The sequence below is a fragment of the Nocardia terpenica genome (genome assembly GCF_013186535.1).
Classification (GTDB): domain Bacteria; phylum Actinomycetota; class Actinomycetes; order Mycobacteriales; family Mycobacteriaceae; genus Nocardia; species Nocardia terpenica.
In genome coordinates this window covers 1,203,267-1,225,306 of sequence record NZ_JABMCZ010000002.1, presented here as the reverse complement: position 1 = coordinate 1,225,306, position 22,040 = coordinate 1,203,267, and the positions used below count along the sequence as shown (strand labels likewise).

Sequence of the window (22,040 nt, the reverse complement as noted above, 5' to 3'; positions counted from 1 at the left end):
CTTTCTGACTAGGACGTTTCATTGTGAGTACCCCTGTGACGGGGATCCGGTTCGCCGCGTTGGCGGTCGCCGAGCTGTCGACCTTCGCCGGTAATCCCCGCCGGGGCGATGTAGATGCCATCGCCGCCTCGCTGCAGGCCACGGGCCAGTACCGGCCCATCGTGGTGAACGAGGGCACGCTGACGGGGCGGGTGATGGAGGTGCTGGCGGGCAACCACACCCTCCTCGCGGCCCGTCAGCTCGGCTGGGAGCGTGTGGAGGCGGGGGTGATCGATGTCGATGAGCAGACCGCGCGCCGGATCGTGGCCGCCGACAACAGGACAGCCGACCTCGGTGACTACGACTACACCGCTCTGTTCGAACTCCTGGACGGGCTGGACGATCTAGCCGGGACCGGTTACACGCCTGCCGATTTCGAGAAGCTGGCCGCCGCGATCATCCCGCGCGAATCCCGCACCGATCCGGAGGAGGTCCCGGATGTGTCCGAGGACGTGATCAGCGTTCCCGGCGATATCTGGCAACTCGGCCCCCACCGTCTCGCGGTCGGCGATGCCACCGAGTACTCGGTGGTCGAAGCCTTGATGGCCGGTGGGCAGGCGGACTGTGTCTGGACCGACCCGCCCTATGGTGTGGACTACGTGGGTAAGACCAGGGACGCGTTGCGGATCCGCAACGACGGCAACGCGGACCTCGACGACCTGCTCGGTGGTGCGTTCGCTTCCATGGTCGCCGTGTCACGCCCGGGTGCGCCGGTGTATGTCGCGCACGCGGATTCGGAGCGAGTGCGGTTCGAGGGCGCCTTGCGTCGGGCCGGGGTGCTGGTGCGGCAGAATCTGGTGTGGGTGAAGAACTCGATCGTGATGGGCCGCAGCGACTACCACTACCGCCATGAGCCGATCCTGTACGGGTTCATCCCCGGTGGCGACGGACGCCTCGGGCGTGGCGGGGATCGGTGGTTCGGTGACAACGCGGCGGCGACGGTGTTCGAGGTGGACAAGCCGGTCGCCAACCGCGACCATCCGACGATGAAGCCGGTCGCGCTGATCGAGGCCATGCTCGCCAACTCGCTGCGGCCGGGCGGGGTCGTGCTGGATCTGTTCGGCGGCAGCGGGTCGACGCTGATGGCCGCGCACGGCCACGGGTCGGCCGCGCGGCTGATCGAGCTGGATCCCCGCTACGCGGACGTGATCTGCCGCCGCTTCCAGGAACACACCGGGCTCGTGCCGGTCCGTGACGACGGCGAGACCGTGGATTTCATGGCCTCACGCAATCGGTGACGGTCCTCACGTAACCGGAATTCGTTTCGGCCGGGGCGAATTCCTTGCTCTGTCACCGTCCGGGCGTGGCCGATGGCGACACGGAGGGAGTTGCCGTCGTGCCCGATGATGGTGTCTGCTTGGGTGTTTCAGAACTGCTGGGTACCGGTGGAGGTGTCGGCGGCGGAGTCGCCGGTGCCTGGGATGGGCGGTTGTCGCGGAGGGGGATCTGGTTGGCGATCGAGTCCCGCATTCTCTGGATGGTTTCCGGTTCGGCCGTGTTGCGGTTGCGCAGAGACGATTCCACTGCCTGCAGTTCCGCCGGGGTCAATTCGACATCTCCGATGCGGGGGGCGATGGTGTACCAGTTCTTCTCGGGTAGGTATCGGGTGGCGAACAGGTAGCTCTTGCCTGCGGAGATCAACGGATCGTGGTCCACGAGGACGAGTTCCGCTTTGCCTGCTACGTAGCCGCCTTGCTGGTTCACCGTGACGGAGTCGGGTGGTTCCCCTTTCAACGCCTGGATCATCGTCACCCGGAACTGGGTTTCGGGCAGCGTCGGCATTCGGGTGTCGGTGCCGGACTTGTCCGCGACCGTCCCGACGAAGATCGCATCCGCCCAGCCTGCCAGCTGACGTTGGTCACCGGGGTCGAAGGCCCACGAGGGCTCCATCACCGTGGTGTGCACTCCGGGGTCCAAGGTGTCCGGGTTCGGTCCGCATGCCACGACTGCCGCGGATGCTGCGGCCGATGCGATGGTTGCCGCTACCGTGTGCCAGATCGTTTTCTTGTTCATTGTTACCCCCACAACTGACGGTACGAGTCGATGTCGATCGGGCCGAGCTTGGTGGTGTCGTCGGTGTAGGCCGTCATGATCTGTCCTTGGCAACTGTGTTTCAGGCCGAGTGCGTGCCCGAGCTCATGGGTCGCGACGTGCTGGTTCTCCGCGTCGCTGTTGCTGTCCATGAAGTGGGTGTTGAACAGGATCCCGTCGTGGGTGCCCCCTGGCGTGTATTGCCCTTCCCAGGAGACGTCGGGCAGGTTGATATCGGATATCTCGAGTTTTTCCTCGGTACCGGCGGGAACGTCGGTGGTGACATTGATGCGGCCCAGGCTGTTCCAGGTACTGATCCCAGCGTCCAGTGCCGACCCGTACTTCGTTCCCGACTTGATTGTCATGCGCCGATAGGTCACGTCGACGGAGTTGTTCTTATCGGTCAGCGGGCCGGTATTCCATGTGATCCACCCCTTTTCGAAGTACTGGCACCGCCCGACGTAGCCACCCTTCCCGTCCACGTTTCCGCCGCCGACCTCGTCGGAAGAGGGGTAGCCGTAGCGGCCGTTCTCCCAACCCGCTTGCACCCACTGATCACGAATCGCTCCCCAGACCGGATGCACACCGGTGCCGGAGGACCAGTACAGTTCACCGCCCTGCATGTGCTGACCAGCGCCGTTGTCACGCGCGCGGAACTCGTCGCTGGCGGGGAAGCCGAGTGGGCCGTTCTCCCAGTCGAGTGTGGCCCACTTGTCGCGGATCAATCCCCAGATGTTGTGAGCGTCGGTCGCGCTCGAATAGTAGATGGACCCGCCCTCGAAGTGGTTGAACCGGCCCGGTTTCCGGGCCGGTAGCTCTCTGGTGGTGGGATACTCCAACGTCCCGTTCTCCCAGCCGAGTTCACCCCATTTGTCCCGGATCCTACCGCCGATCTGATGGGCGTGGCCGTCGGTCACCAACGGATGCCAGTAGATCGAGCTGTTCTTCTCGAATCCCTGCCAGCGGCCTCCGCGCGCGGCGTCGGATTCCGGGGTTATCGCGTTGCCGAAGAAGTCGAATCCACCGGCTTCGTCGTATTCGACCTTGATCGCTCCGCCGATGGGATAGGGCGGATCGGCCGGTCGCGCGGACCCGACCGCGGGATCCAGACAGAGCAGGGTAACCGCGGCGAGTGCTGCGGCGGCCCGGACCGCGCGGGTCCGTCGGCGCTGCTCACGCCGCATGTGCCGTTGGCGGGATGTCATAACGTTCTCCTCATTGCCCCTCGCCAAGAGAAGATCATCCTTGAGCGTCGAAATTCATACTGGCTCAGGGTGATTGACTACATCCATCATGCTAAACGGGCATTCGGTCAGGTCATCGATAATCTGCCGAACGGAACGAATCGCCCATATAGATCGTGTCGGCTACCCCTACCGAGTCGGTCGGTGACGGCTCGCAGGAGATGCGCGGCCTGTGTCCGCTGGATCCCCGTGCGAGGACGTGACCTCTCGACGCTGCCAGGGATGCACCCGAGGTCGAGCATCAATGCGTGGCCATGTGCGCGGGTGCTTGCCGGATACGCCGCAGTGCGCGGGTCTGCCGCCCGGCTAGTGGAGCTGGATCCCCGCTACGCGGACGTGATCTGCCGCCGCCTCCGGGAACACCGGGCTGGTGCCGGTCCGTGACGACGGCGAGACCGTGGATTTCACGGCCTCGCGGGGGTAGTGCAGGCAGGTTAGAAGGCGGCGACCGAGGCGAACTGTTCCGGTGTCGGGTCCGGTACCGGAGCGATCTCGCTGAGGCGGCAGATATCGAATTCCCCGTCGGCCCACCGGACTTCGGCGAACCCGTCATCGGGGGTTCCGTCGTCGGGATCGATCGCCGGGTAGGCGAGGATTTTCCCGACCGTGGTGTCGACCCCCGTCTCACCGATCCAGTACACCAGAGTCCCAGCCGTCATCTCGAATACCCTTCTCTGTCAAGTCGTTTCATAGTTCCCGGTGATCCGGGCAGATACCGGGCCCGCCGGGGCGGGTGCCCGGCGGCCGGGGTTATCGCCGGTATTCGGTGAAGTCGAAGGGGCCGGTGGTTTGCCAGGTGATGGTGTCGGTGGCGGGGTCGAGTTCGGCGCGGGCGCAGGTGGTGTCCTCGTCGATGCTCCAGGTGTCGCCGTCCCAGTCCGCCCAGTCGACCCGCGCCAGGTCGATCCGGTAGTTCCCGCCCGAGCCGTGCTCGGCGGTGTAGTCGCGGATCTGGGTTTCGGCCCACGCGGTGGCGGCGTCGAGGTCGGCGTCGAAGTCTTCGTGGTCGATCTCCCGGCGGCGGCCGTCGGCGCTGATCTCGGTCAGTACCGCGACATACAGTTCGTCGGAGTCGAGCGGGGCGAGCGTGATGGTGGTCATTATTGTTGTCTCCCTTGGTGTTTCGTTCTTCCGGTACTAGAACGATAGCTCTCGTGTTGCCGGAAGTGAAGTCGGAACCCGTCGAAGAACTTCGCGAAATACGCTGATGGGCAACATGATTGGACGATGAGCGCCAAGGGGGGCTGGTCCGGAGACGGTTGCGGGTGACGCCGACACCCGCCCCGTGGTGGGGCGGGTGCCGGCTGGTCAGTCCGGTTGTGGCCGGGGTGGGATGGCCGCGAGGTTCTCCGCTGCCGAGTAGGCGGCGGAGGTGACCCAGTCGGCGAAGGTGATCGCCTGTTCGGGCAGTAGCGTGATCAGTGCCTCGCGGTCGCCTGCGAAGTCGGTCACCGCGACTCGCACGGTGCCGCCACGCACCTCGACCAGGGCGCTGCCCCAGTCCGGGATCGTGACGCCCTCCCAGTCCATCCAGTCCCCGGCGTCGGGGTCGGGCTCGTCGCGTGCCTCGGCCTTCCACTCCTGCCTGCGGCGGTCGTCGTCGTTCATGTCGTCATCCCTCGTTCCGGACTCGTGGCGGTCAGTTGGTGGGCAGGCCCGCCGCCAGCAGGACCTGCTGTGCGCCCTTGTACGCGCCGAAGAACCGGCCGTCGGCGGCATACAGGCCGTCCGCGAGCAGCCGGGCCAGCTGCACCGGGTCACGGCGCAGGTGATCGTGCAGATTCAGGCTGGGATCGGCGAGCTGCGCGGTCACGGTGGCGTGATCGGTGCCGGTGAGGTGGCCGATCGCGCGAGTGATCACCGCCCGACGTGCCAGTGTCAGGGTCCGGTCGCGGACGATACCCAGCTGGTCGAGGTCCATGGTCGTGCTCCTTGTGTCGAGTGAATTCAATTGGGGCGCTGTATGTTTCGCGCTTAGTGGCCCGTGGATCGGGCATCACCATGAACGCTCTCGCCGCGACCGAAGTCAAGCCGTATCGAATCGTCCAATAATGTTGTGGTGCAACGGTTTACGTGGCTATGGTGGTGCTTCCGGGATCATGACCGGAGGATGGACCCGCCGTCGGCGGGCGGCGGGGTGGGGCCAGGGGTGGAACCGCCCGCCAGGGTGGTGCGCCGAGTTCGAGTCTCGGACCCCACGCCAATCACAGCGCCGCATACGGCGTGGGCGGCGCTGTCTGAATACACGAAACCGGCCGCCCCTGCCCGGCGCGGAGCGGGCGGTCGGCCGTGCGAGCCGTCGTCGCTCATTCCCGCTGGGGAAGGTCGAGGCCGCCGACCAGCAGACACGGGCAGATGTTCTCGGAGGCGGGGATGGCGTCGTGCAGGTTGGCCAGCGCGGTGGTGACGGCCACCGGGCCGGAGTCCGGGTCGTGGCCGTCGGCCAGGGCGGTACCGCCGCTGGTGGTGTCGTAGACGCAGGCGTACCAGTGCACGATCTCGCCCCGGTCGACGGCCAGCCCGGCGTCGACGGTGGTGACCAGCACCTCGACCGGTTGCTCGGACCCGGGCGCGTGTCCGGCGGCGACCCGGATGCCTAGGCAGCCGCCGCCGGTGTCCACGATCGCCGCCGACACCCCGAACCGCCGCCGCAGATACGTCAGCTCGGGCCGGTAGACCTCGGAGAGAAAGGTCTTCGGAGAACTCATAGTCGTTGTGCCCCTTCAATAGGTGATCGTGCAGGTCCGGGTCCGGGTCGGCCAGCTACGCGAGCACGACCGCCGGGTCGGTGCCGCAGGAGCTCAATCGGTGTGGCGGCGGCGCTCGGAGCGGGGCCGGAGTTTGGTGGCCCGCTGGTACACCGCCGAGGGTGTGATGCCGAGTTCGCGGGCGATGGCGGTCTGTGTGCGGCCCTGCGCGATCCCGTCGGCGACCACCGCTTGCCGGTGGGCCGACACCGCGTGGGCGCGGCTGACGTTCAGCCCGCCGGTCACGTCGGTGTAGAGGTGTCCGTGCAGGATCGCCGACACGGTCGTCGCGTGTGCGCGGAACGCCGCAGCGATCCGCGCGCATGTCCATTCGTCCTCGACGTGCAACCGCACCATCTCACGGACCTGGTCCTCGTCGAAGCGGCGGCGCGTCATCGGCGCACCCGCCCGGCTCCCGACGCCATCGCGGATCGGCCCGCCGGATGAGGTGAATTGTTGAAAAGCATTGTGTCCCTTAGTGATCGAATTGGCGTGTGCCAGACGTTAGCTCTGTTCGCGGCACGCATCAACCGGCTATCGGGGGCTCCGGAGAGGTGAAAACTCCTGGTGGGCAACGAGTGTGCGGTGACGAGGAATGGGGTGAGGTGATCGTGGGCGCATCGAGGGACGTGGCCGCGCAACAGGCGTTGCAGTTGCGCAAGGCCGGGGTGGGGTACGCGAAGATCGCCGAGCAACTCGGGGTCTCGCAGGCCCGCGCCTACGACCTGGTGACCGCCGCGCTGCGGGCGCGGGAGGAAACCGCCGATATCCGTGCCCGTCTGGATCTGGAGCGGCTGGACGCGATGCTGCTGGGGTTGTGGAAACGCATCGGCCAGGGCGACGCGAAAGCGGTCGCCCAGGGGCTGGAGGTGATGCGGATGCGTGCCGATGTGCTCGCCGACCGCGCCGCCGCCGGAGACAGCGGCGCCGGGGTGGGGGACTATCTGGCGGCGGTGAAGGCCGCCGCGCGGGAGAACCGGGAAGCCCAGCAGGACACCGGCCTTCGGTTGCGGGCCGTGGAATCGTAGATGGTGGGTTCGCTGCCGGAGTCGGTCGCGGCCGCGGTCACCGAGATGGACTGGCTCACCCCCGCCGATCAAGCGGCGGTCGATCTGGCGTTGCGGTATGCGATGCAGATCGAGGCCGGGATCGCCAGGGGCGGCCAGGACGCCACCAGAGCCCTGTACCTGGGTCCGCACCTGCTGCGGGCGCTGGCCGAGCTCGGCGGTACCCCGGGCGGGCGGAGCGCGTTGGGCCACAACACATCTAGCCGGATCGAGTCGACCTTGACCCGGTTGCGTCGGGAGCTTGGGAACTCCGCGTAAAGGCTGCGAACAGCCGCGGATCTTCACCCCGCCGCTGCGGGAGTTGACCCCGCAGACCTCGCACGGGTTCTCGGTGATCGCCTTCGCCGAGCACACCCTCGGAATCCGGTTGTTGCCGTGGCAGAAGTGGCTGTTCATCCACGCGCTGGAACTCCGCCCGGATGGGCTGTACCGGTTCCGCACCGTCATCACGCTGATAGCCCGTCAAAACGGCAAAGCCCTAGACGCCGATACGCCGGTGCTGACCACGGCGGGCTGGTCGACGATGGGGCGGCTGCAGGTCGGGGATCAGGTGTTTCATCCCGACGGGCACCCGACCCGCGTAGTGGGTGCCTACGAGGTGATGACCGGTCGCCGCTGTTACGAGGTCACCACCACCGACGGCCGCACCCTCGTCGCCGACGCCGAGCATCTGTGGACCGTGAGCGATCGCCGCCGGATGCGGCGGACCGGCCGCCGAGGCGAACGCCCGCGCCGGATGTACGGGTGGGAGACGCTGACCACCGAGCAGCTGCTCGCCCGCGGGCTCAAACGCAGTGCCCGCGAGTTCGCGTTCCGGTTGCCGCGTCAGCACGCGATCATCTCCAAACCCGTGGACCTCCCAGTCGATCCGTATCTGCTGGGAGTGTGGCTCGGCGACGGCACCTCCCGCAGTGCCGAGATCGCGGTGGGCGACGGCGACGTCGGCGAGATGACCGCGCTGCTGGAACAGGCTGGGGCACAGATCGTGTCGAGCGTGCGGGGGCGCACGGCGTGGAAGGTGCGGATCCGGACCGGGCCGCGCCGGGACGGGTTCCAGGCCCGCTGTCAGCGACTCGGGGTGTGGGGCGATAAACATGTTCCGGCCGAGTATCTGACCGCGGGCACCGAGCAGCGGCTGGCGCTGCTGCAGGGGTTGATGGATTCCGACGGCACCATCGGTGCCGGGACCGCCCGCCGGTCGGCGCAGGCCGAATTCTGTTCCACGAACCAGCGTCTGGCGGCCGACGTGTTGTATCTGCTGCGCTCCCTGGGCTGGCGCGCCACCATCCGTGAGCCCGCCGCGATGCTGGCCGGGCGCGAGGTCGGCCGCCGCTGGCGGGTGTGTTTCACCCCCGAGCAGGGCGAGTACGTGCCGTTCCGGTTGCGGCGCAAAGCCGCCCGCGTCCAGGCCCCGCGCGGGCGCGGCGGTGAACGGCACGCGGTGAGCATCCGGTCGATTCGTGAGGTGGCGTCGCGGCCGGTGCGCTGTATCAAGGTCGACCGCCCCGACGGGCTGTTTCTAGCCGGTCGCGATCTGGTCCCGACGCACAACACGCTGTGCATGTTGATCCTGGCGTTGTGGCACATCTACGCGCGCGGGTCGCGCACGGTGATCGGCACCGCTCAGGACCTCGCCAACGCCGAGAAAGCCTGGGGTGAGGCGGTCGAACTCGCCGAATCGGTCCCGGAGCTGCGCGCCGGGATCCGGCATGTGTCGAAGGTCAACGGTAAGAAGGCCCTGATCTTGGCGGCGGGGGAGCAGTATCGGGTCGCCGCCGCGTCCCGGCGCGGCGCCCGCGGGTTCTCCGGTGATCTGGTGCTGCTGGACGAGTTGCGCGAGCATCAGTCCTGGGACGCGTGGGGAGCCTCGACCAAGACCACCCTGGCTCGCCCGCACGCGCAGGTGTGGGGGTTCTCCAACGCCGGGGATTCCCTATCGGTGGTGTTGCGGTATCTGCGGGCGCTGGCGCATCAAGCTTTGGGCTGGCCCGACGGCGACGCTGATGCTGCCGCACTGGGTTTGGCCGGAGACGACCTCGATACCGACGAGCTCGATGACGGCGAGGACGAGTCGCTCGGGTTGTTCGAATGGTCCGCGCCGCCCGGCGCGGCCCGTCACGATCGCGATGCCTGGGCGCAGGCCAACCCGTCGATGGGGTGGGGCACCATCACCGAACGCGCCATCGCGGCCGCGCTGCGCACGGACCCGCCCGCGGTGTTCTCGGTCGAGGTGTTGTGCCGGTGGATCGAATCGGCCGATACCGGCCCGTTCGATGCCACGGCGTGGGCGGCCACCCTCGACGCCCGCTCCGAGATCGCGCCCGGCACCCGGCATGTGGTCGGAGTCGACGTGTCGTGGAACCGGTCCCGCGCCTACATCGCCCTCGCGGGGCACCGCGTGGACGGGGTGGCGCATGTGGAGATCACCGCCGACCGCGCCGGCACCGACTGGGTCCTGGGCTGGTTGACCGACCGCCGAGACCGCATCGACGCGGTGGTGCTGCAAGCCAACGGGGCACCGGTGTCGAGTCTGCTGGCCGAGCTCGTCGCGGTCGGGCTGCCGGTGATCGCCTGGGCCGGACCCGATCTCGGGCGCGCGACCGGGCAAACCTACGACCTCATCGAGCGGCGCGCGGTGCGGCACCTCCCGCATCCGGGCCTGGACTCCGCCGCCACCACCGCGGCGGTGAAACCGGCCGGGGATGCGTGGGTGATCGATCGCCGCCGGTCCCCGCACGACGCGGCCCCCCTCATCGCGGCCATCGCCGCGCTGTGGGCGCTCGGTGTGCCCGATGACCCGCTGCCGGAGATCCATTCTTGGCCCGACGAGTTGTGGGAGGACACCGAGTGAGGACCGCCGTGCGGTCGAGTATCGCGTTGCTGCTGGAGGTTTCCGGAATCGTGGTGATCGCGGCCGGGTTGTGGCTGCTCGGCGTCGCCGGGGCGCTGCTGGCGCTCGGCATGGTGTTGCTGATCGTCGACATTCGCATCCAGCGGCGGTCGGCTCGGTCGTGAGCCTGCTGTCATGGCTGCTCGGCGGTGGTGAGGCTCGAGCGTTGACCGAGTCGGCGATCCCCCCGAACTGGGCGTCAGCGTCGGAGTCGGGCATCAGTGTGTCCGAACGTAGTGCGCTGCAGCATCTCACGGTGTACGCGTGCGTGCGGCTGTTGGCCGACGCGGTCGCGTCGCTGCCGTGGGATGCCTACCGGCGGCGGGGGCCGGTCCGCGAACAGGTCCGCACGCCTCCGGCGTGGGTGACGCGTCCGGACGACCGGTGGACCCGGTTCGAGTGGCTGTTCCAGCTGGTGTGTTCACTGGCGTTGCGCGGCAACGCCTACCTGCACGTCATCGCCCGCGACCAAGCGCAGTTCCCGCTGCTGCTGGAGGTGCTGCACCCCGACGACGTCGGCGTGCGCGGCGTCGACGTTCGGGGTGTCCCGGTGGGGGAGGCGGTGTCGTATGCGGTTGCCGGGCAGCCGGTCCCGGCGAAGAACATCGTGCATGTGCGGCGGTTCGTGCTGCCCGGCAGCGTCATCGGGTTGTCCCCGATCGAGCAGGCCCGCCAGGGCATCGGCCTGGGTCTGGCCGCCGAACGCTACGGGGCCCGCTGGTTCGGCGAATCCGCCAACCCCAGCTCGGTGCTGGAAACCGATCAAGCCCTCTCCGGGGACGCGGTCACCCATTTGCAGAAGCAGTGGCTCTCCTCCCACGGCGGACGCCGCCACCCGGCCGTGCTGTCCGGGGGTGTGAAGTGGCGGCCGATCTCCATCACCCCCGAGGAATCGCAGTTCCTCCAGACGCGGAAGTTTCAGCGCGGGGAGATCGCGATGCTGTTCGGTATCCCGCCGCACATGATCGGCGACACCGAACGCTCCACCAGCTGGGGCCAGGGAATCGAGGCCCAGGGCATCGGGTTCGTCACCTACTCACTACGGCCGTGGCTGGCCTGCATCGAAGACGCCCTGTCCGATCTCACCCCGCGCGGGCAGTTCGTCCGCTTCAACGTCGGCGGGCTGCTGCGCGGTGATCAGAAAGCCCGCTACGACGCCTACAACTCCGCGCGCACCGCCGGATGGATGTCGGTCAACGAGATCCGCGCCCTCGAGGACCTGCCGCCGATCGAGGGCGGCGACACCTATATTCAGCCCCTCAACTACGGCCCCCTCGGCGCCGACCCGACCGGCGCGGCTGGGCAGCCAGAACAGGAGAATCCCGCGAGTGGATCTGCAGACCAAGCTCCATGACTCCCTCGAGATCCGCGACTACAGCGCCCACGGTGTCGAGTTGCGCAGCGTCGGCGACACGTTGACATTGCGGGGGTATGCGTCGGTGTTCGGCACCGCCTACGACGTCGCCGGTGGCCCGGCGGTGCGCGGCGGCTTCAGCGAGACCGTCTCCCCGGGCGCGTTCGACCGCACCCTGCGCGAACGCGCCGACGTGCATTTACTGATCAACCACGGCGGAATGCCCCTCGCCAGAACGAAATCCGGCACCCTGCGCCTGGCGGCCGATGGCACCGGCTTGCAGGTCGAAGCCGATCTCGACCGCCGTGATCCGGATGTGCAGCGGCTGGAGACCAAGATGGCGCGCGGCGATATGGACGAGATGTCGTTCGCGTTCCGGGTGAAAGACGATGTGTGGAGCACCGATCAAACCGAGCGCCGCATCACCGAGATCTCCCTGCACAAGGGCGATGTCAGTGTCGTGAACTTCGGCGCGAACCCCGCCACCTCGGCGACGCTGCGGGCGGTGAACCTGCGCAGCGTGCTGGAGGTGTTGAACCACACCGAATTCGAGTCGATGCTCGCCGAGGCACGAGCCCTCGGCCCGGACCGGATCGGTGACGCCCACCAGCTGCTGGCCCGCCTGCATCACGAACTGCACCCCGCCGCCGTGACCCCCGATCCGGTTCCAGCTACGGCTACCGCGAGCGCACCCGCCACACCCGAACTCGAACCGGAGCCGGTGATGATGCCGTCGCGGCGGACGCTGCGGCTGGCCGAGCTGATCGGCCTCGGCGACGGTACCGATCTGAAGTAATCCACACCTATCCACAACGTAATCCACAGCGCGCGAGCGCGTTTCCCGGCTCCTGGCACTGGAGACCGGGGCTGACACAGCCCTGGCACTGGGCGAATTGGCCTGGCACTGGCCGCCATTCCCCTGTTTCTCCAATACTTTCCAGGAGTCTTGCTGATGGATGAGCGACTGACTCAGCTCATCGCTACCCGCGAAGAACGCGCCAGCCAACGCGAGCAGCTGCTCGCCGAGCGCACCACGATCCTGTCCGCGGTCGCCGGCGAGGGCCGCGAAGCCCTCACCGAGGACGAAGACACACAGTTCCGGGAACTCACCACCCAACTCAAAACCACCGACACCGAACTGTGCGGCCTCGACGAACGCATTACCGAGCTCACCGACGAACTCGACCGCGCCCGGCTCATTGCCCGCGGCTCGGCAGCTGCTCTGCGAGCACGCAGCCTCGTGCAGGTCACCGATGAGCCCGCCACCTACACGCGCGGCAACGGCCACTCCTATATCCAGGACCTGATCCGATTCAGCTTCCGGATGGACGCCGACGGCGAGGCCGAGACCCGGTTGCGCCGCCACGGCGACGAGGTCGCCCGCAACACCGAATACCGCGACCTGGACCGCACCGACGGGCACGGCGGGTTCTTCGTCCCACCCGTCTGGTTGATGAACCAATTCCTCGACCTGGCCCGTGCGGGGCGCGCGGTGGCCAACCTGGCGATGTCGGATGTCCTGCCGCCGGGGACCGATTCGCTGAACATCCCGAAGGTCGCCTCCGGCACCAGCACCGAGGTGCAGGCCGCCGACAACACGCAGGTCTCCGACACCGATCTGGCCGACACCTACGTGTCCGCGCCGGTCCGCACGATCGCGGGCCAGCAGGACATCGCCGTGCAGCTGCTGGATCAGAGCCCGATCACCTTCGACCAGATCATCTTCTCCGACCTGATCGCCGACTACGCCACCAAACTCGACATGCAGACCATCGGTGGCTCCGGCACCGCCGGACAGGTCCTCGGTATCCGCCACACCCAGGGCATCCAGACGATCGCGGCGACGCCGACGGTGCAGGGGGTGTACGGGGCGATCGCGGACGCGATCCAGCGCATCCACACCACCCGCTTCCAGCCCCCCACCGTGATCGCGATGCACCCGCGACGGTGGGCATGGTTCCTGTCGCGCCTGGACGAGCACCTGCGGCCCTTGGTGGCGCCGCAGCAGAATTCACCGGCCAACGCGCTGGCCACGCTCGGCGCGGTGGCCGCCGAGCAGGTCGTCGGCAATCTGCACGGGCTGCCGGTGGTGACCGACCCGAACCTGCCGACCAACTTGGGTGCCAAGACCGACGAGGACGTCATCCTCGTCATGCGCGCCTCTGATTTGCGGTTGTACGAGTCCGGGATCCGGACACGGGTGTTCCCGTCCCCGCGCTCGGCGACGCTCACGACCCGGTTGCAGGTGTATGGGTACATCGCGTTCACCGCGGCCCGGTATCCGCAGTCGATCGTGGAGATCGGCGGACTCACCACACCCGACTTCACCCAATAACCCCCGCACCCCACCGGTGCGGGAGCGTGCACCGGCATCGCGTCCGGGCCCCTTGAACCCCCCTACATTCCTGTAAAGGGCGGGGCCGGTCAAGCGGTCGTGTGACTATTTCCGCTGGCTGCCCGCAGTGTGTTTTGTGGTGGGGACGCGTGTAACCGCCTTCCCGGGTGGTGCAGGGAAGTTGCGAGAGGGGTCGGTGATTCGGTTTGTTGTGTCGTCGTTCTCCAGGTCGTCGATGAGTTGACGCGTCAGGCCGGGTGGTCCCGGCTGTCGTGCATTCCTTCGCCTGCGACAGGGTGGGGCGTGGAGCTCTGCGACACGCGGCATACAGGGTCAATCAGAAATTCGACCACGCCGTCACGGGGGCCGGAAGGAGGGACGACCACGTGCATGCCGCGGCCGGGATGCTCACCCCGCGTTCCTGGCCAGCGCCCGGATCTCACCGTCGCGCAGGCCGTAGTAGACGAGGATGAGCAGCTTGCGGGCCGCCGCGATCTTGGCGATGTTGCGCCCGCGCCGGTCGGCGATCCGGTCGCGGTCGGCGCGGATCTTGGTGGTGCCGCCGACCTGAATGGCTTCCACCAGCGCCCACCGCAACAACCGGGACCCCTGCTTGGTGATCTTTCCGCGGTGCACGGTGGTGTCGGATTCGCGGTGGCGTGGGGTCAACCCCGCCCAGGAACACAGCTGCGCGGGCCCCCGGAACCTGTCCACCTCACCGATCTCGGCCACCAGCACCGCCGCCAGCACCGGGCCGATCCCGGGCAGCTGCTGGATCGTTCGGTAACCACGGTGGCCGTCGAGCCGGGCCGCGATCCGGGTGGTGAACGTGTCGACTTCGGTGTCGAGGACATCGATCAAGTCCAGCAGCGATCTCACCCGCTGCGCGTAGACCTCGTCCAGGCGGACCTTGGCCAGTCCGGCCCGTCCCTGGACCCCGAACAGATCGGAGGCCGGGATGAGCACTCCAGCCTTGGCCAGCACGCCGTGCACCTGAGCCTTGAGCCCGGACCGCAGGTTCACCAGTTTGGCCCGGTAACGCACCAACTCCCGAAGCTCTCGGGTCGGCGGTGGCGCGATCCACGCCTCGGGCAACCGGCCCATCCGCAACAGATCCGCCAGGTCCGCGGCATCGCGCACATCGTTCTTCACCCGCCGATGCTGAAATCCCTTGACTCCCAACGGATGCGCCAGATGCACCGTGGCACCGCACTCTCGGAGCGTGTCCACCGCCCAATACCAGCCGTAACAGGCTTCCACCACCACCTCCGGCGCCGGACCGGCCTGCCGGATCTGTTCCGTCAGCACCGCCGGATCGTTGGCGATCTTGACCACCCCGATCCGGTTGCCGGCTTCGTCCAGTCGGACGATCACCGACCGGCGACGATGCAAATCAATACCCACGAACTGCTTTCCGCCATCCTCGTTCACCAGGGGCCTCCACAAACTGTGCGGAATCTGACACCCCAGCATCAGCCGAGACGCCACAGGAGCGGGAGACCCCGCCCCTTACATGGCATCAGGGATGGGAGGCAATGCCCGATGCGGCATTTGATGATCACCGCCGGTGATCTGACCATCGAAATCAACAGAGAGGATCCTGTGAGTAATCAGGACACCATCGACGCCATCACCGCGCAGCTGACCAAGGTCAAGGCCGAGATCCTCGGCAAGATCGACCAGCTGGAAAACAGCGGCGGGGCAGCGGATTTCACGGCGCTCAAGTCGCTGGTCGATGATCTGGACGCCATCGTGCCGGACCAGCCCGACACCGACAAGCCGGATGCTGACACCCCGGATGCCGAGCAGCCCGGCACCGAGCCGGGCACGGATCCGGCTGCCGAGCCGGGCACCGACCCGTCGGGCACGGGCACGACTCCGGCCGGTGTGGATCCGGCGACCGGCGAGCCGCTCTGATCGACCCGAGAACCGCTGGCGGCCTCACGAACCCCTGGGTTCGTGGGGCCGCTGGGCGGCAGTGCTGTCACCGTGTCGATGAAGAGGAGGGTTAGTTGATGGCTCGTGACATCGAAGCCGACTACCGCCGCGCCTACCTCGAGCAGTACCAGCGCGCCCGCACCGCCGGACGCACCGCCGAGGCCGACCGGATCGCCGCGGTGCTGCGTGCGCGATTCGGCCACGACCCCGCCCCGGCCGCTGTAGCACCGGAATCGGGCGAGGGCCCGCCGCGTCGCGCCCGGGGCCCGAAGACGCGGGCGGCGGCCGAGCCGCTGCCGGAGACCACCGCGGCGGACTGAGCGTGAATCGTGGTGAGCCCCTGGCGGATCCGCCCGCGGTGCTGCCGCCGCTGGCCGGTACTCGGGAGTTGGCCGATTACGAGGCGGGCAGCCCGGAGCTAGCCCTGCATATCGCGAACGCGTTGGTGCGGGACTGGTGCGGCTGGCATATCGCCCCGACCGTCACCGAGACCGTGGTCGCAGACGGGTCCGGAACCGCGGTGCTGGTGCTGCCGACCTTGCACCTGCTCGATGTCCATACCGTGACCGAGAACGGGTACCCGGTCGATCTGGAGCGGGTGCGGTGGACGGGCTCAGGCTATCTGCGTCGCGACACTTCGTGGACGGATTGCGAGGGTGGTGTGCGGGTCGGGATCACGCATGGCTGGCCCGACCCTCCACCGGTTGTCGCTGCCGTCGTGCTCGGCATCGCCAAACGCGCCAAGGATACCCCCGCCACCGCGATCCGGGCCCGCACGGCCGGGCCGTTCAGCGAAACCCTCACCACCGGCCCGGACGGCTCGATCGGCGGGATCACCCTCACCGCGACAGAGCGAGACCTGCTCGCGCTCTACCGGATCGTCGCGATCGCGTGAGTTTGCCGTTGCGCAGCATCGTCGGTCATCACCGCTACCGCGACGGTGGACGAGACGCCCACGGCAACCCGATCGAGTACTTCGAGCCTGCACTCGACGCGGCGGGCGAGCCGGTGCGGGTGTACGGGTGGGCGCCGGTCTCCTCGACCGAGCCGGCACTACCCGGCCATACCCGGGTGGTGACCGAGGTCGACCTGTACACGGCACCGGGATTCGTCCCCGGTCCCCACGACCTCATCGACTTACCCGCCGCCCCGGCCGGTCGCTTCGAAATCGTCGGCTTCCCCGCCGATCACGGTCACGGACCGTTCGACTGGTCACCCGGGTCGGTGATCCGACTGAAGAAAGTAGACGGATAAACCTCATGCTCACACCGAAGATGAAGTGGGACAACAACGCTCACTACGACCTGCGCCGGATGCGCGGGCTGGTGCGCGATCTCGAAGCCCGTGGACGCCGCGTCGCCGCCGCTGCCGGGGACGGGTTCGCCACGACATCGGCTCAGGGCGCACGCCGCCCGGAGGGCCGCTGGCGGGTCACCGTGTTCCCCGCGACGGCGAAGGCCGCCCGCCGCAACGCGCGTGACAACACCCTGGTCAAGGCGCTGAATTCGGCCCGCGGACGCTGAGGCCCGTGCCGGAGCTGGTGGTGTTCCCGGCGGTCGAAACCGTGGTCGTGGCCTACCTGACCGCGCGGCTGGCGGCTCGTGGGGATCCGGCGAGGATCGCGACCGCTGTTCCCGATCAGCGCCCGCCCCGCCTGGTGCGGGTCACCGCCGCCGGTGGCGGCAACGATCGGCTGGTGCTCGCCGCGCGCACGGTGATCGTCGAATGCTGGGACACCCGCGAACCCGCCGCCGCCGAGCTCGCCGAGCTGGCTCATGCGATCCTGCTGGCCGCTGCCCGCGACCCGGCTGAGCCCCGCATTCGTGCCGTCACCACCGTCGGCGCGCCTGCCAATCATCCCGACCCCGATACCCGCTGCCCGCGCTATCAGTGCACGGTCTCGATCGACCTGCGCGGGCGACCCGCGTGACCACCGTGTCGATCACTCGTTCGCTCAACCGGTTTCGACTGGCTCGTAGGCGGCGCCAGTGGTGCGGCGCGATCCGCGGGTGGAGGGATGTCCCGGGGCAGCTACGCCCGGTTCAGGGTCCGCTCATTCCGCCGCTGAACCCGCCCATCTGCCCCCTCGGTGGGGGTGGGAGCTTGACGCGCCGGTTGTACTCGTGCAGGTATGCCTCTTCCCAGCGGGGCCAGTCGAGGTAGGTGTCGCCGGCGGCGGCTCGATAGCGCCGGTACTGTTTCTTCTTCGTCAGTGTCAGCGTCTGCTGTGCTTGTCGCGCCGCCTGCCGGGCCTTCGCCAAACCACGCTCCACCTGCCCGCGGGTCAGTTCCACGGGAGGGTCGTCGAAGATGCCGGGTCTGCGGGGCCACATGGGGTCTCCTCCGGGTCTGCTCGTTTGTCCTGGGGCACCGCCTCCGCGCACGCCGGGTTTTCGAGCGTGGAGATTGTCGGCGTGCGCGGTGTCGACGCTGCGGCAGACCGCCGTTGACGTTGGCAGTGACGGTTCCGATTCTGGGGCCGGCGATCAGTCCAGGCTGTCTCGGATCGACCGCAGCCTGTCGTATACCCTCCGTGCTCGGGTTCGCAGCTGTTCGTCGTCCAAGCCTCCCGCGTCGTTGCGGAGGTCGGGGTCTGCCACGTAATCGTCGACGTCAGCGAACAGGCCATCGAGCAGGTCGAACACGTCGACAGGGAATCGAGTCTTCTCATTTTTGAACATCCGGAGATACGAGGACTCGAATTCCTGAGCCGAAATCCTGTCGTCGACGAATCGGGATATGAGTTCTGTGTAGCCCGCGAGTGCTCGGTGTGAGTCCATCTCATCATCCGGCTGGTGCGGAGATGGCGGTGGAGGCGTCCGGGCATGTGGGTGCGGCGTGGCGGAGGTCGGTTTTGAGGGTGTTGTCGTGGGCGGTGATGCGGGTTGCCAGGTCGGGAGTGACCGATGATCGGGGGTAGACGCCGAGCCAGATGTCTGCGGGGAGTGGTGTCAGGTAGCCGCCGCAGACTGTCGCGATGATTTGGTCGGCCGGTGTGTTCGCCGCGGCGGCGGGGTCGAGGCCGACGATGTGGAATCGGTATTTTCCGTCTGTTTTGCCGGGGTAGCCGATCTCGGTGTAGACGTCCTGGACGGATTTACCGGCGAAGCTGTCCAGGGCGACGATCGTGTGGTCGTCCGGAGGGACGGCGTAGCCCGTCGACGAGGTGGGGGTGTCGGGCAGCAGGCGCTGCCCGAGGATCCAACCGGCCGCCGCGACCGCGACGACACCGATCGCGATCAGCGTTGCGCGCTTTCGTGAGATCGTCATCTGGGGTCCATTCATTTCCGGGGAACGCCTTTGAGTCCGACGGGCACGTAGTAGTAGAAGTCCTGGGACGACACGACTTTCTTGGCCTGGGTGTCGTATTTCTGCAGCGTGTATTTGTAGGTGTTGTATTCGAGGTAGCCGTCGGCGGAGTAGGTGGGTGCCAGGTCGTCGCCGGGGAGGTCGGCGGTGGCGGTGAAGCTGTTGAGATTCTGGATCGCGGTCTGTTCTGTGGTGGTCAGTTTCGATCCGATCTTCGCGTTGACGTCGCCGACGTCGAGACCGGTGTCGGTGGACAACTCCGAACTCTGGGTCAGTGTGTTGGTCACGCTCACGCTGTGGGAGTACTGGAGGTGACAGGTGCCGTGCGCGGTGGTCGTGCACGACACGACGGGTGCCTCGCCCTGGAGGGTGCTCACTCCGATGAACTGGACGTTCACCACGTTGTAATCGTAGTCGGGGTAGCACACGTCTCCCCATATCCCGTAGTTGTTCTTGTGGTAGCCCGACGCGCAGTTGTCCCAGGTCCATGGGTCGTGGTGCGGACTGGAGACCTCATGAACCGCGCTGGTCGGCCGGGGTCGTGTCGGCACGGCCGCGGGCTGGGCAGGCGGTGCCGGCGCGGCGGCGGGCCCTGGCGCCGGTGGTGCGGCGGGGGCGGGCGGTGCGGGCTGGCTCCCTGCTGGCGGCGGTGTTGTCGGCGGCTGCTGCGGCGCAATTGCTGGTCCTGGTCGGCTGGGGGCCGGGGATTGGGGTCCGGTGGGTGCCGGGACGATGGGCGCGCCGGTACCGGGTGCGATCGGTGGCGGAGTGAGTGCTCCGGCATTGGCCCCGGCCCCCGAATTGTCTCGAGGTTGTCCCGGCATGGCGGGGGTGGGTAACGGTGGTGCGGTGGTGGGCGGGCCCGGTGGAGCGCTCGGCAGGGGTGGTGTATCGATGCACGGCCAGCCCGGATGCATCTGCTGCCACTGCTCACACGGGATATAGCCCTGCGCGGTCGCCGCCCCTGTCCCGAGACCGGTCGCGACGAGAGCGCCAGCGACCAGCGTCCCGGTGGCGGCGATCACCAGGACAGTGCCGCGCCGGATGCGATGTGACGCACGTCTGCAACGACTGTCGCGTGGATTCATCGGGATGCTCGGCTTCCTGTCAAACGGATAGGAGACAACGCGGTCAGCGGACCAGCGACCTGTCCGGTTCACAGCCAGAGGGGGTCGCCGTAGGCGGTGGTGGAGTGGTCCTCGGTCGGGGTGGCGATGGAGGCGGTGGCGAACGAGCGCAGCGACACCGGGCCCGCGCAGGCCGAGACTTTGATCTCGACCTGATCGGCCGCGATCACGCCTTTCGATGCTTGCAGTGGTTTGCTGCCGAAGGTGACGGTGGTGATGCCGCCGGGTTTGACGGTGGTGGAGATGTTCGGTGAGACCGATGCGCTGCCGCCGATGCTCAGGCTGGGTGGATAGGAGATGTTCACCGACGCGTTCGGGCCGATCGAAAAGCTCAGGCCCACGGTCAATCCCGAGCTGACGTCCACCTGGCAGCCGATCTGGTACCCGTAGGACACGGTCGCGCCGGTCACCGGCACGCCCCCGGTGCCGCCGATCTGGGCGACCGCCTTCAGCGACACGAACCCCTCATGGGTGAACGGGTCGGCATCCAGGGACGGGTTGCGGTCGATACTCTCGGCCGTCTTGGTCACCGTCAGGCTCCAGCCGTCCCCGGTGGTCACCGTCCGCGCCTTGTCGGCAACCGGGTCGGCGGTAGCCGGACCGGCCGCTACCGCACCGGCCACAGCCGTGCTGGCCAGGATGCATGCGGCAGCGGTGGCGCCCTTGGTGGTTCTCATATCGACAACAAACCCCCGATAGCTAACAATTGGCAAATCGAATCGAACGATGGCACGCCTCGCCGATGAACGGAAGCGAATGTGAGCACCGTCACTTTCGGATGGAAGTAAGCGGTAGGCTCACCGGGCCGCGACGCGAGTCCTGCACAATCTGCTGAGCAGGCCCGTCGGCGGCCAGCCGGATATCCCACCGGAGGCGGGGCGGATACCCGTTCGCGCCCGGCGTGGCCGCGCCCGGCTTCTGGTGCGCCCGCATCGTCGAGATCACGCACCCGCGTCATCGGATCCGATACCCGAATTCGGCAGTATCGCAACCCTTTTCGAGCAGGCCCGGTCCTTTCCTGCATCTGAAAGGGCTCTCCATTTCATGGCAAGTTCGGTTGCCAACGTCTATGCCGCCATGCCCCGAGCCACCGGCACGCTGTTGCGTGCCCCGCTCGGCACCCCCGGCCCGGCCAACGCCGTCGCCGAATTGTCTTCCGCCTGGGTCGATCTCGGCTATATCGGCGAGGACGGCTACACCATGTCGGAGTCACGCGACACCGACAAGAAGAAAGCGTTCGGCGGCAACGTCGTCAAGATCCTGCAGACCGACTACAGCCTGACGATCCAGTTCAGCTTTCTGGAGTCGATCAACGCCGACGTGCTGCGCGCGGTGTACGGCGACGACAATGTCACCGTGCGTGGTCCGTCGATCCGGGTGCGGCACAACAAGGCTCCTCTGCCGCACGCGTCCTGGGTGATCGATACTCTCGATTCCGCGGTCGGGCTGCGCCGGATCTGGATCCCGGACGGGCAGATCACCACGGTCGACGACGTGCAGATCGTGCACACCGAGACCATCGCCTACAAGGTCACCGTCGAATGCTTCGAAGACGCCGACGGCACCCCGCTGTACGAATGGGTGCACATCGGGCGCCCACCAACCCAGTGGACCGTCACCGTCGACGGCAAGCCCACCGGCGGTGAGTTCACCCTCGCGGTCGACGGAAAGCCCGCGGCCGCTGTCGGATTCGACGCCACCAACGCCGCGGTGCGTTCGGCGCTGGCGGCGGTGGTCGGCGCCGAGGGTGTGACCGTGACCGGCGCGGCCGGTGGCCCGTACCAGGTCACCCTGTCCGGTGGCGGCACGTTGACCGGCAGCGGGTCCGGCCTGACCGGCGGCACCGCGCCCAAGCTCACCGTGACCGCCGCGACCTCCGTGAAGACCGCCGCCTGAGCGCGGCCGTCCCCTTGTTCCCCGCCCGGTGAGGTTTCACCTCCCCTTGGACCGGGCCTGCCC

At 67.7% G+C, this 22,040-nt stretch carries 30 protein-coding genes; 16 read left to right on the top strand and 14 right to left on the bottom strand.

Features of this window, described 5'->3' with window-relative positions; all coding sequences use genetic code 11:
- Positions 1–23 precede the first annotated feature (23 nt).
- A complete protein-coding gene (locus HPY32_RS17395; RefSeq protein WP_231951372.1) occupies positions 24–1,277 on the top strand; it encodes a DNA modification methylase in 1,254 nt (417 codons plus the stop codon).
- A gap of 52 nt (positions 1,278–1,329) precedes the next feature.
- Here the strand turns inward: HPY32_RS17395 and HPY32_RS17390 are convergent, their stop codons facing one another.
- The 8 genes from HPY32_RS17390 to HPY32_RS17355 all read right to left on the bottom strand — a co-directional run bounded on the left by HPY32_RS17390 (position 1,330) and on the right by HPY32_RS17355 (position 6,457).
- Positions 1,330–1,821 carry a hypothetical protein gene (locus tag HPY32_RS17390; RefSeq protein ID WP_156674002.1) on the bottom strand — a complete coding sequence of 164 codons (492 nt, stop codon included), beginning with the start codon at positions 1,819–1,821 and terminating at the stop codon, positions 1,330–1,332.
- 233 nt (positions 1,822–2,054) lie between these two features.
- Positions 2,055–3,275 (bottom strand): M57 family metalloprotease, encoded by a 1,221-nt coding sequence (locus HPY32_RS17385; RefSeq protein ID WP_156674003.1) that lies wholly within the window; start codon positions 3,273–3,275, stop codon positions 2,055–2,057.
- Positions 3,276–3,748: 473 nt separating this feature from the next.
- Positions 3,749–3,973: a hypothetical protein gene (locus HPY32_RS17380; protein ID WP_156674004.1), complete on the bottom strand. Its 225-nt coding sequence runs from the start codon at positions 3,971–3,973 to the stop codon at positions 3,749–3,751.
- A gap of 91 nt (positions 3,974–4,064) precedes the next feature.
- On the bottom strand, positions 4,065–4,415 hold the full coding sequence (locus tag HPY32_RS17375) for a hypothetical protein (RefSeq protein WP_067579848.1): 351 nt from the start codon (positions 4,413–4,415) through the stop codon (positions 4,065–4,067).
- Between the two features lie 207 nt (positions 4,416–4,622).
- Positions 4,623–4,922 carry a hypothetical protein gene (locus tag HPY32_RS17370; RefSeq protein WP_067579850.1) on the bottom strand — a complete coding sequence of 100 codons (300 nt, stop codon included), beginning with the start codon at positions 4,920–4,922 and terminating at the stop codon, positions 4,623–4,625.
- A gap of 31 nt (positions 4,923–4,953) precedes the next feature.
- On the bottom strand, positions 4,954–5,235 hold the full coding sequence (locus HPY32_RS17365) for a hypothetical protein (RefSeq protein ID WP_067579852.1): 282 nt from the start codon (positions 5,233–5,235) through the stop codon (positions 4,954–4,956).
- A gap of 385 nt (positions 5,236–5,620) precedes the next feature.
- Entirely contained in the window at positions 5,621–6,022 is a 402-nt protein-coding gene (locus HPY32_RS17360) for a hypothetical protein (RefSeq protein WP_067579854.1), read from the bottom strand.
- Between the two features lie 93 nt (positions 6,023–6,115).
- Complete coding sequence (locus tag HPY32_RS17355) at positions 6,116–6,457, bottom strand: hypothetical protein (RefSeq protein WP_067579856.1); 342 nt, start codon at positions 6,455–6,457, stop codon at positions 6,116–6,118.
- Between the two features lie 215 nt (positions 6,458–6,672).
- Here HPY32_RS17355 and HPY32_RS17350 point away from each other — a divergent pair, with 215 nt between their 5' ends.
- The 7 genes from HPY32_RS17350 (at position 6,673) to HPY32_RS17320 (ending at position 13,707) form a co-directional block, all read left to right on the top strand.
- Entirely contained in the window at positions 6,673–7,089 is a 417-nt protein-coding gene (locus HPY32_RS17350) for a hypothetical protein (protein WP_156674005.1), read from the top strand.
- Positions 7,090–7,386, top strand: coding sequence for a terminase small subunit (locus HPY32_RS17345; protein ID WP_067579860.1), 297 nt, complete (start codon positions 7,090–7,092; stop codon positions 7,384–7,386).
- A complete protein-coding gene (locus HPY32_RS17340; protein ID WP_067579862.1) occupies positions 7,370–9,979 on the top strand; it encodes an LAGLIDADG family homing endonuclease in 2,610 nt (869 codons plus the stop codon). The genes HPY32_RS17345 and HPY32_RS17340 overlap by 17 nt, the downstream gene beginning before the upstream one ends.
- Positions 9,976–10,143, top strand: a complete 168-nt coding sequence (locus tag HPY32_RS17335; protein ID WP_171982904.1) for a hypothetical protein — start codon at positions 9,976–9,978, stop codon at positions 10,141–10,143. The genes HPY32_RS17340 and HPY32_RS17335 overlap by 4 nt, the downstream gene beginning before the upstream one ends.
- On the top strand, positions 10,140–11,372 hold the full coding sequence (locus tag HPY32_RS17330; RefSeq protein WP_067579864.1) for a phage portal protein: 1,233 nt from the start codon (positions 10,140–10,142) through the stop codon (positions 11,370–11,372). The genes HPY32_RS17335 and HPY32_RS17330 overlap by 4 nt, the downstream gene beginning before the upstream one ends.
- The gene (locus tag HPY32_RS17325; RefSeq protein WP_067579866.1) at positions 11,347–12,168 is read left to right on the top strand and encodes an HK97 family phage prohead protease; all 822 of its coding nucleotides are present in this window, start codon (positions 11,347–11,349) and stop codon (positions 12,166–12,168) included. The genes HPY32_RS17330 and HPY32_RS17325 overlap by 26 nt, the downstream gene beginning before the upstream one ends.
- 156 nt (positions 12,169–12,324) lie before the next feature.
- Positions 12,325–13,707, top strand: a complete 1,383-nt coding sequence (locus HPY32_RS17320) for a phage major capsid protein (RefSeq protein ID WP_067579868.1) — start codon at positions 12,325–12,327, stop codon at positions 13,705–13,707.
- Between the two features lie 408 nt (positions 13,708–14,115).
- Here the strand turns inward: HPY32_RS17320 and HPY32_RS17315 are convergent, their stop codons facing one another.
- On the bottom strand, positions 14,116–15,138 hold the full coding sequence (locus tag HPY32_RS17315; RefSeq protein ID WP_067577925.1) for an IS110 family RNA-guided transposase: 1,023 nt from the start codon (positions 15,136–15,138) through the stop codon (positions 14,116–14,118).
- A gap of 120 nt (positions 15,139–15,258) precedes the next feature.
- Between HPY32_RS17315 and HPY32_RS17310 the strand changes: the two genes are divergently transcribed.
- The 6 genes from HPY32_RS17310 (at position 15,259) to HPY32_RS17285 (ending at position 17,575) form a co-directional block, all read left to right on the top strand.
- Positions 15,259–15,624 carry a hypothetical protein gene (locus HPY32_RS17310; protein WP_156674006.1) on the top strand — a complete coding sequence of 122 codons (366 nt, stop codon included), beginning with the start codon at positions 15,259–15,261 and terminating at the stop codon, positions 15,622–15,624.
- A gap of 98 nt (positions 15,625–15,722) precedes the next feature.
- On the top strand, positions 15,723–15,965 hold the full coding sequence (locus HPY32_RS17305) for a hypothetical protein (RefSeq protein WP_067579871.1): 243 nt from the start codon (positions 15,723–15,725) through the stop codon (positions 15,963–15,965).
- Between the two features lie 2 nt (positions 15,966–15,967).
- On the top strand, positions 15,968–16,540 hold the full coding sequence (locus HPY32_RS17300) for a hypothetical protein (protein WP_067579873.1): 573 nt from the start codon (positions 15,968–15,970) through the stop codon (positions 16,538–16,540).
- Positions 16,537–16,899 carry a hypothetical protein gene (locus HPY32_RS17295; protein ID WP_156674007.1) on the top strand — a complete coding sequence of 121 codons (363 nt, stop codon included), beginning with the start codon at positions 16,537–16,539 and terminating at the stop codon, positions 16,897–16,899. The genes HPY32_RS17300 and HPY32_RS17295 overlap by 4 nt, the downstream gene beginning before the upstream one ends.
- A gap of 5 nt (positions 16,900–16,904) precedes the next feature.
- Positions 16,905–17,168 (top strand): hypothetical protein, encoded by a 264-nt coding sequence (locus HPY32_RS17290; protein WP_067579875.1) that lies wholly within the window; start codon positions 16,905–16,907, stop codon positions 17,166–17,168.
- A gap of 5 nt (positions 17,169–17,173) precedes the next feature.
- Positions 17,174–17,575 carry a hypothetical protein gene (locus tag HPY32_RS17285; RefSeq protein ID WP_067579876.1) on the top strand — a complete coding sequence of 134 codons (402 nt, stop codon included), beginning with the start codon at positions 17,174–17,176 and terminating at the stop codon, positions 17,573–17,575.
- A gap of 112 nt (positions 17,576–17,687) precedes the next feature.
- Here HPY32_RS17285 and HPY32_RS17280 read toward each other — a convergent pair whose 3' ends face one another.
- From HPY32_RS17280 to HPY32_RS17265, 4 genes are all read right to left on the bottom strand, one after another.
- A complete protein-coding gene (locus HPY32_RS17280; protein ID WP_156674008.1) occupies positions 17,688–17,978 on the bottom strand; it encodes a hypothetical protein in 291 nt (96 codons plus the stop codon).
- A gap of 153 nt (positions 17,979–18,131) precedes the next feature.
- On the bottom strand, positions 18,132–18,425 hold the full coding sequence (locus HPY32_RS17275; protein ID WP_082870720.1) for a colicin immunity domain-containing protein: 294 nt from the start codon (positions 18,423–18,425) through the stop codon (positions 18,132–18,134).
- Between the two features lie 4 nt (positions 18,426–18,429).
- Positions 18,430–18,915, bottom strand: a complete 486-nt coding sequence (locus HPY32_RS17270) for a hypothetical protein (RefSeq protein ID WP_067579882.1) — start codon at positions 18,913–18,915, stop codon at positions 18,430–18,432.
- 11 nt (positions 18,916–18,926) lie between these two features.
- On the bottom strand, positions 18,927–19,505 hold the full coding sequence (locus tag HPY32_RS17265; protein ID WP_156674009.1) for a hypothetical protein: 579 nt from the start codon (positions 19,503–19,505) through the stop codon (positions 18,927–18,929).
- On the opposite strand from HPY32_RS17265, the gene HPY32_RS17260 reads away from it, so the two are divergent.
- Positions 19,496–19,726 (top strand): hypothetical protein, encoded by a 231-nt coding sequence (locus HPY32_RS17260; RefSeq protein WP_171982903.1) that lies wholly within the window; start codon positions 19,496–19,498, stop codon positions 19,724–19,726. The two genes, HPY32_RS17265 and HPY32_RS17260, sit on opposite strands and share 10 nt — an antisense overlap.
- Before the next feature lie 384 nt (positions 19,727–20,110).
- Here the strand turns inward: HPY32_RS17260 and HPY32_RS17255 are convergent, their stop codons facing one another.
- Positions 20,111–20,758 (bottom strand): MspA family porin, encoded by a 648-nt coding sequence (locus HPY32_RS17255; protein ID WP_067579886.1) that lies wholly within the window; start codon positions 20,756–20,758, stop codon positions 20,111–20,113.
- A gap of 367 nt (positions 20,759–21,125) precedes the next feature.
- Between HPY32_RS17255 and HPY32_RS17250 the strand changes: the two genes are divergently transcribed.
- Entirely contained in the window at positions 21,126–21,977 is an 852-nt protein-coding gene (locus HPY32_RS17250) for a phage tail tube protein (RefSeq protein WP_156674010.1), read from the top strand.
- The last annotated feature ends 63 nt before the right edge of the window (positions 21,978–22,040 follow it).

Excerpts from the sequence above, each read along its gene's own strand:
- HPY32_RS17390 (WP_156674002.1), bottom strand. The coding sequence starts at position 1,821 with ATGCCGACGCTGCCCGAAACCCAGTTCCGGGTGACGATGATCCAGGCG.
- HPY32_RS17385 (WP_156674003.1), bottom strand. The coding sequence starts at position 3,275 with ATGACATCCCGCCAACGGCACATGCGGCGTGAGCAGCGCCGACGGACC.
- HPY32_RS17380 (WP_156674004.1), bottom strand. The coding sequence starts at position 3,973 with ATGACGGCTGGGACTCTGGTGTACTGGATCGGTGAGACGGGGGTCGAC.
- HPY32_RS17375 (WP_067579848.1), bottom strand. The coding sequence starts at position 4,415 with ATGACCACCATCACGCTCGCCCCGCTCGACTCCGACGAACTGTATGTC.
- HPY32_RS17370 (WP_067579850.1), bottom strand. The coding sequence starts at position 4,922 with ATGAACGACGACGACCGCCGCAGGCAGGAGTGGAAGGCCGAGGCACGC.
- HPY32_RS17365 (WP_067579852.1), bottom strand. The coding sequence starts at position 5,235 with ATGGACCTCGACCAGCTGGGTATCGTCCGCGACCGGACCCTGACACTG.
- HPY32_RS17360 (WP_067579854.1), bottom strand. The coding sequence starts at position 6,022 with ATGAGTTCTCCGAAGACCTTTCTCTCCGAGGTCTACCGGCCCGAGCTG.
- HPY32_RS17355 (WP_067579856.1), bottom strand. The coding sequence starts at position 6,457 with ATGACGCGCCGCCGCTTCGACGAGGACCAGGTCCGTGAGATGGTGCGG.
- HPY32_RS17345 (WP_067579860.1), top strand. The coding sequence starts at position 7,090 with ATGGTGGGTTCGCTGCCGGAGTCGGTCGCGGCCGCGGTCACCGAGATG.
- HPY32_RS17320 (WP_067579868.1), top strand. The coding sequence starts at position 12,325 with ATGGATGAGCGACTGACTCAGCTCATCGCTACCCGCGAAGAACGCGCC.
- HPY32_RS17305 (WP_067579871.1), top strand. The coding sequence starts at position 15,723 with ATGGCTCGTGACATCGAAGCCGACTACCGCCGCGCCTACCTCGAGCAG.
- HPY32_RS17290 (WP_067579875.1), top strand. The coding sequence starts at position 16,905 with ATGCTCACACCGAAGATGAAGTGGGACAACAACGCTCACTACGACCTG.
- HPY32_RS17280 (WP_156674008.1), bottom strand. The coding sequence starts at position 17,978 with ATGTGGCCCCGCAGACCCGGCATCTTCGACGACCCTCCCGTGGAACTG.
- HPY32_RS17275 (WP_082870720.1), bottom strand. The coding sequence starts at position 18,425 with ATGGACTCACACCGAGCACTCGCGGGCTACACAGAACTCATATCCCGA.
- HPY32_RS17270 (WP_067579882.1), bottom strand. The coding sequence starts at position 18,915 with ATGACGATCTCACGAAAGCGCGCAACGCTGATCGCGATCGGTGTCGTC.
- HPY32_RS17255 (WP_067579886.1), bottom strand. The coding sequence starts at position 20,758 with ATGAGAACCACCAAGGGCGCCACCGCTGCCGCATGCATCCTGGCCAGC.
- HPY32_RS17250 (WP_156674010.1), top strand. The coding sequence starts at position 21,126 with ATGGCAAGTTCGGTTGCCAACGTCTATGCCGCCATGCCCCGAGCCACC.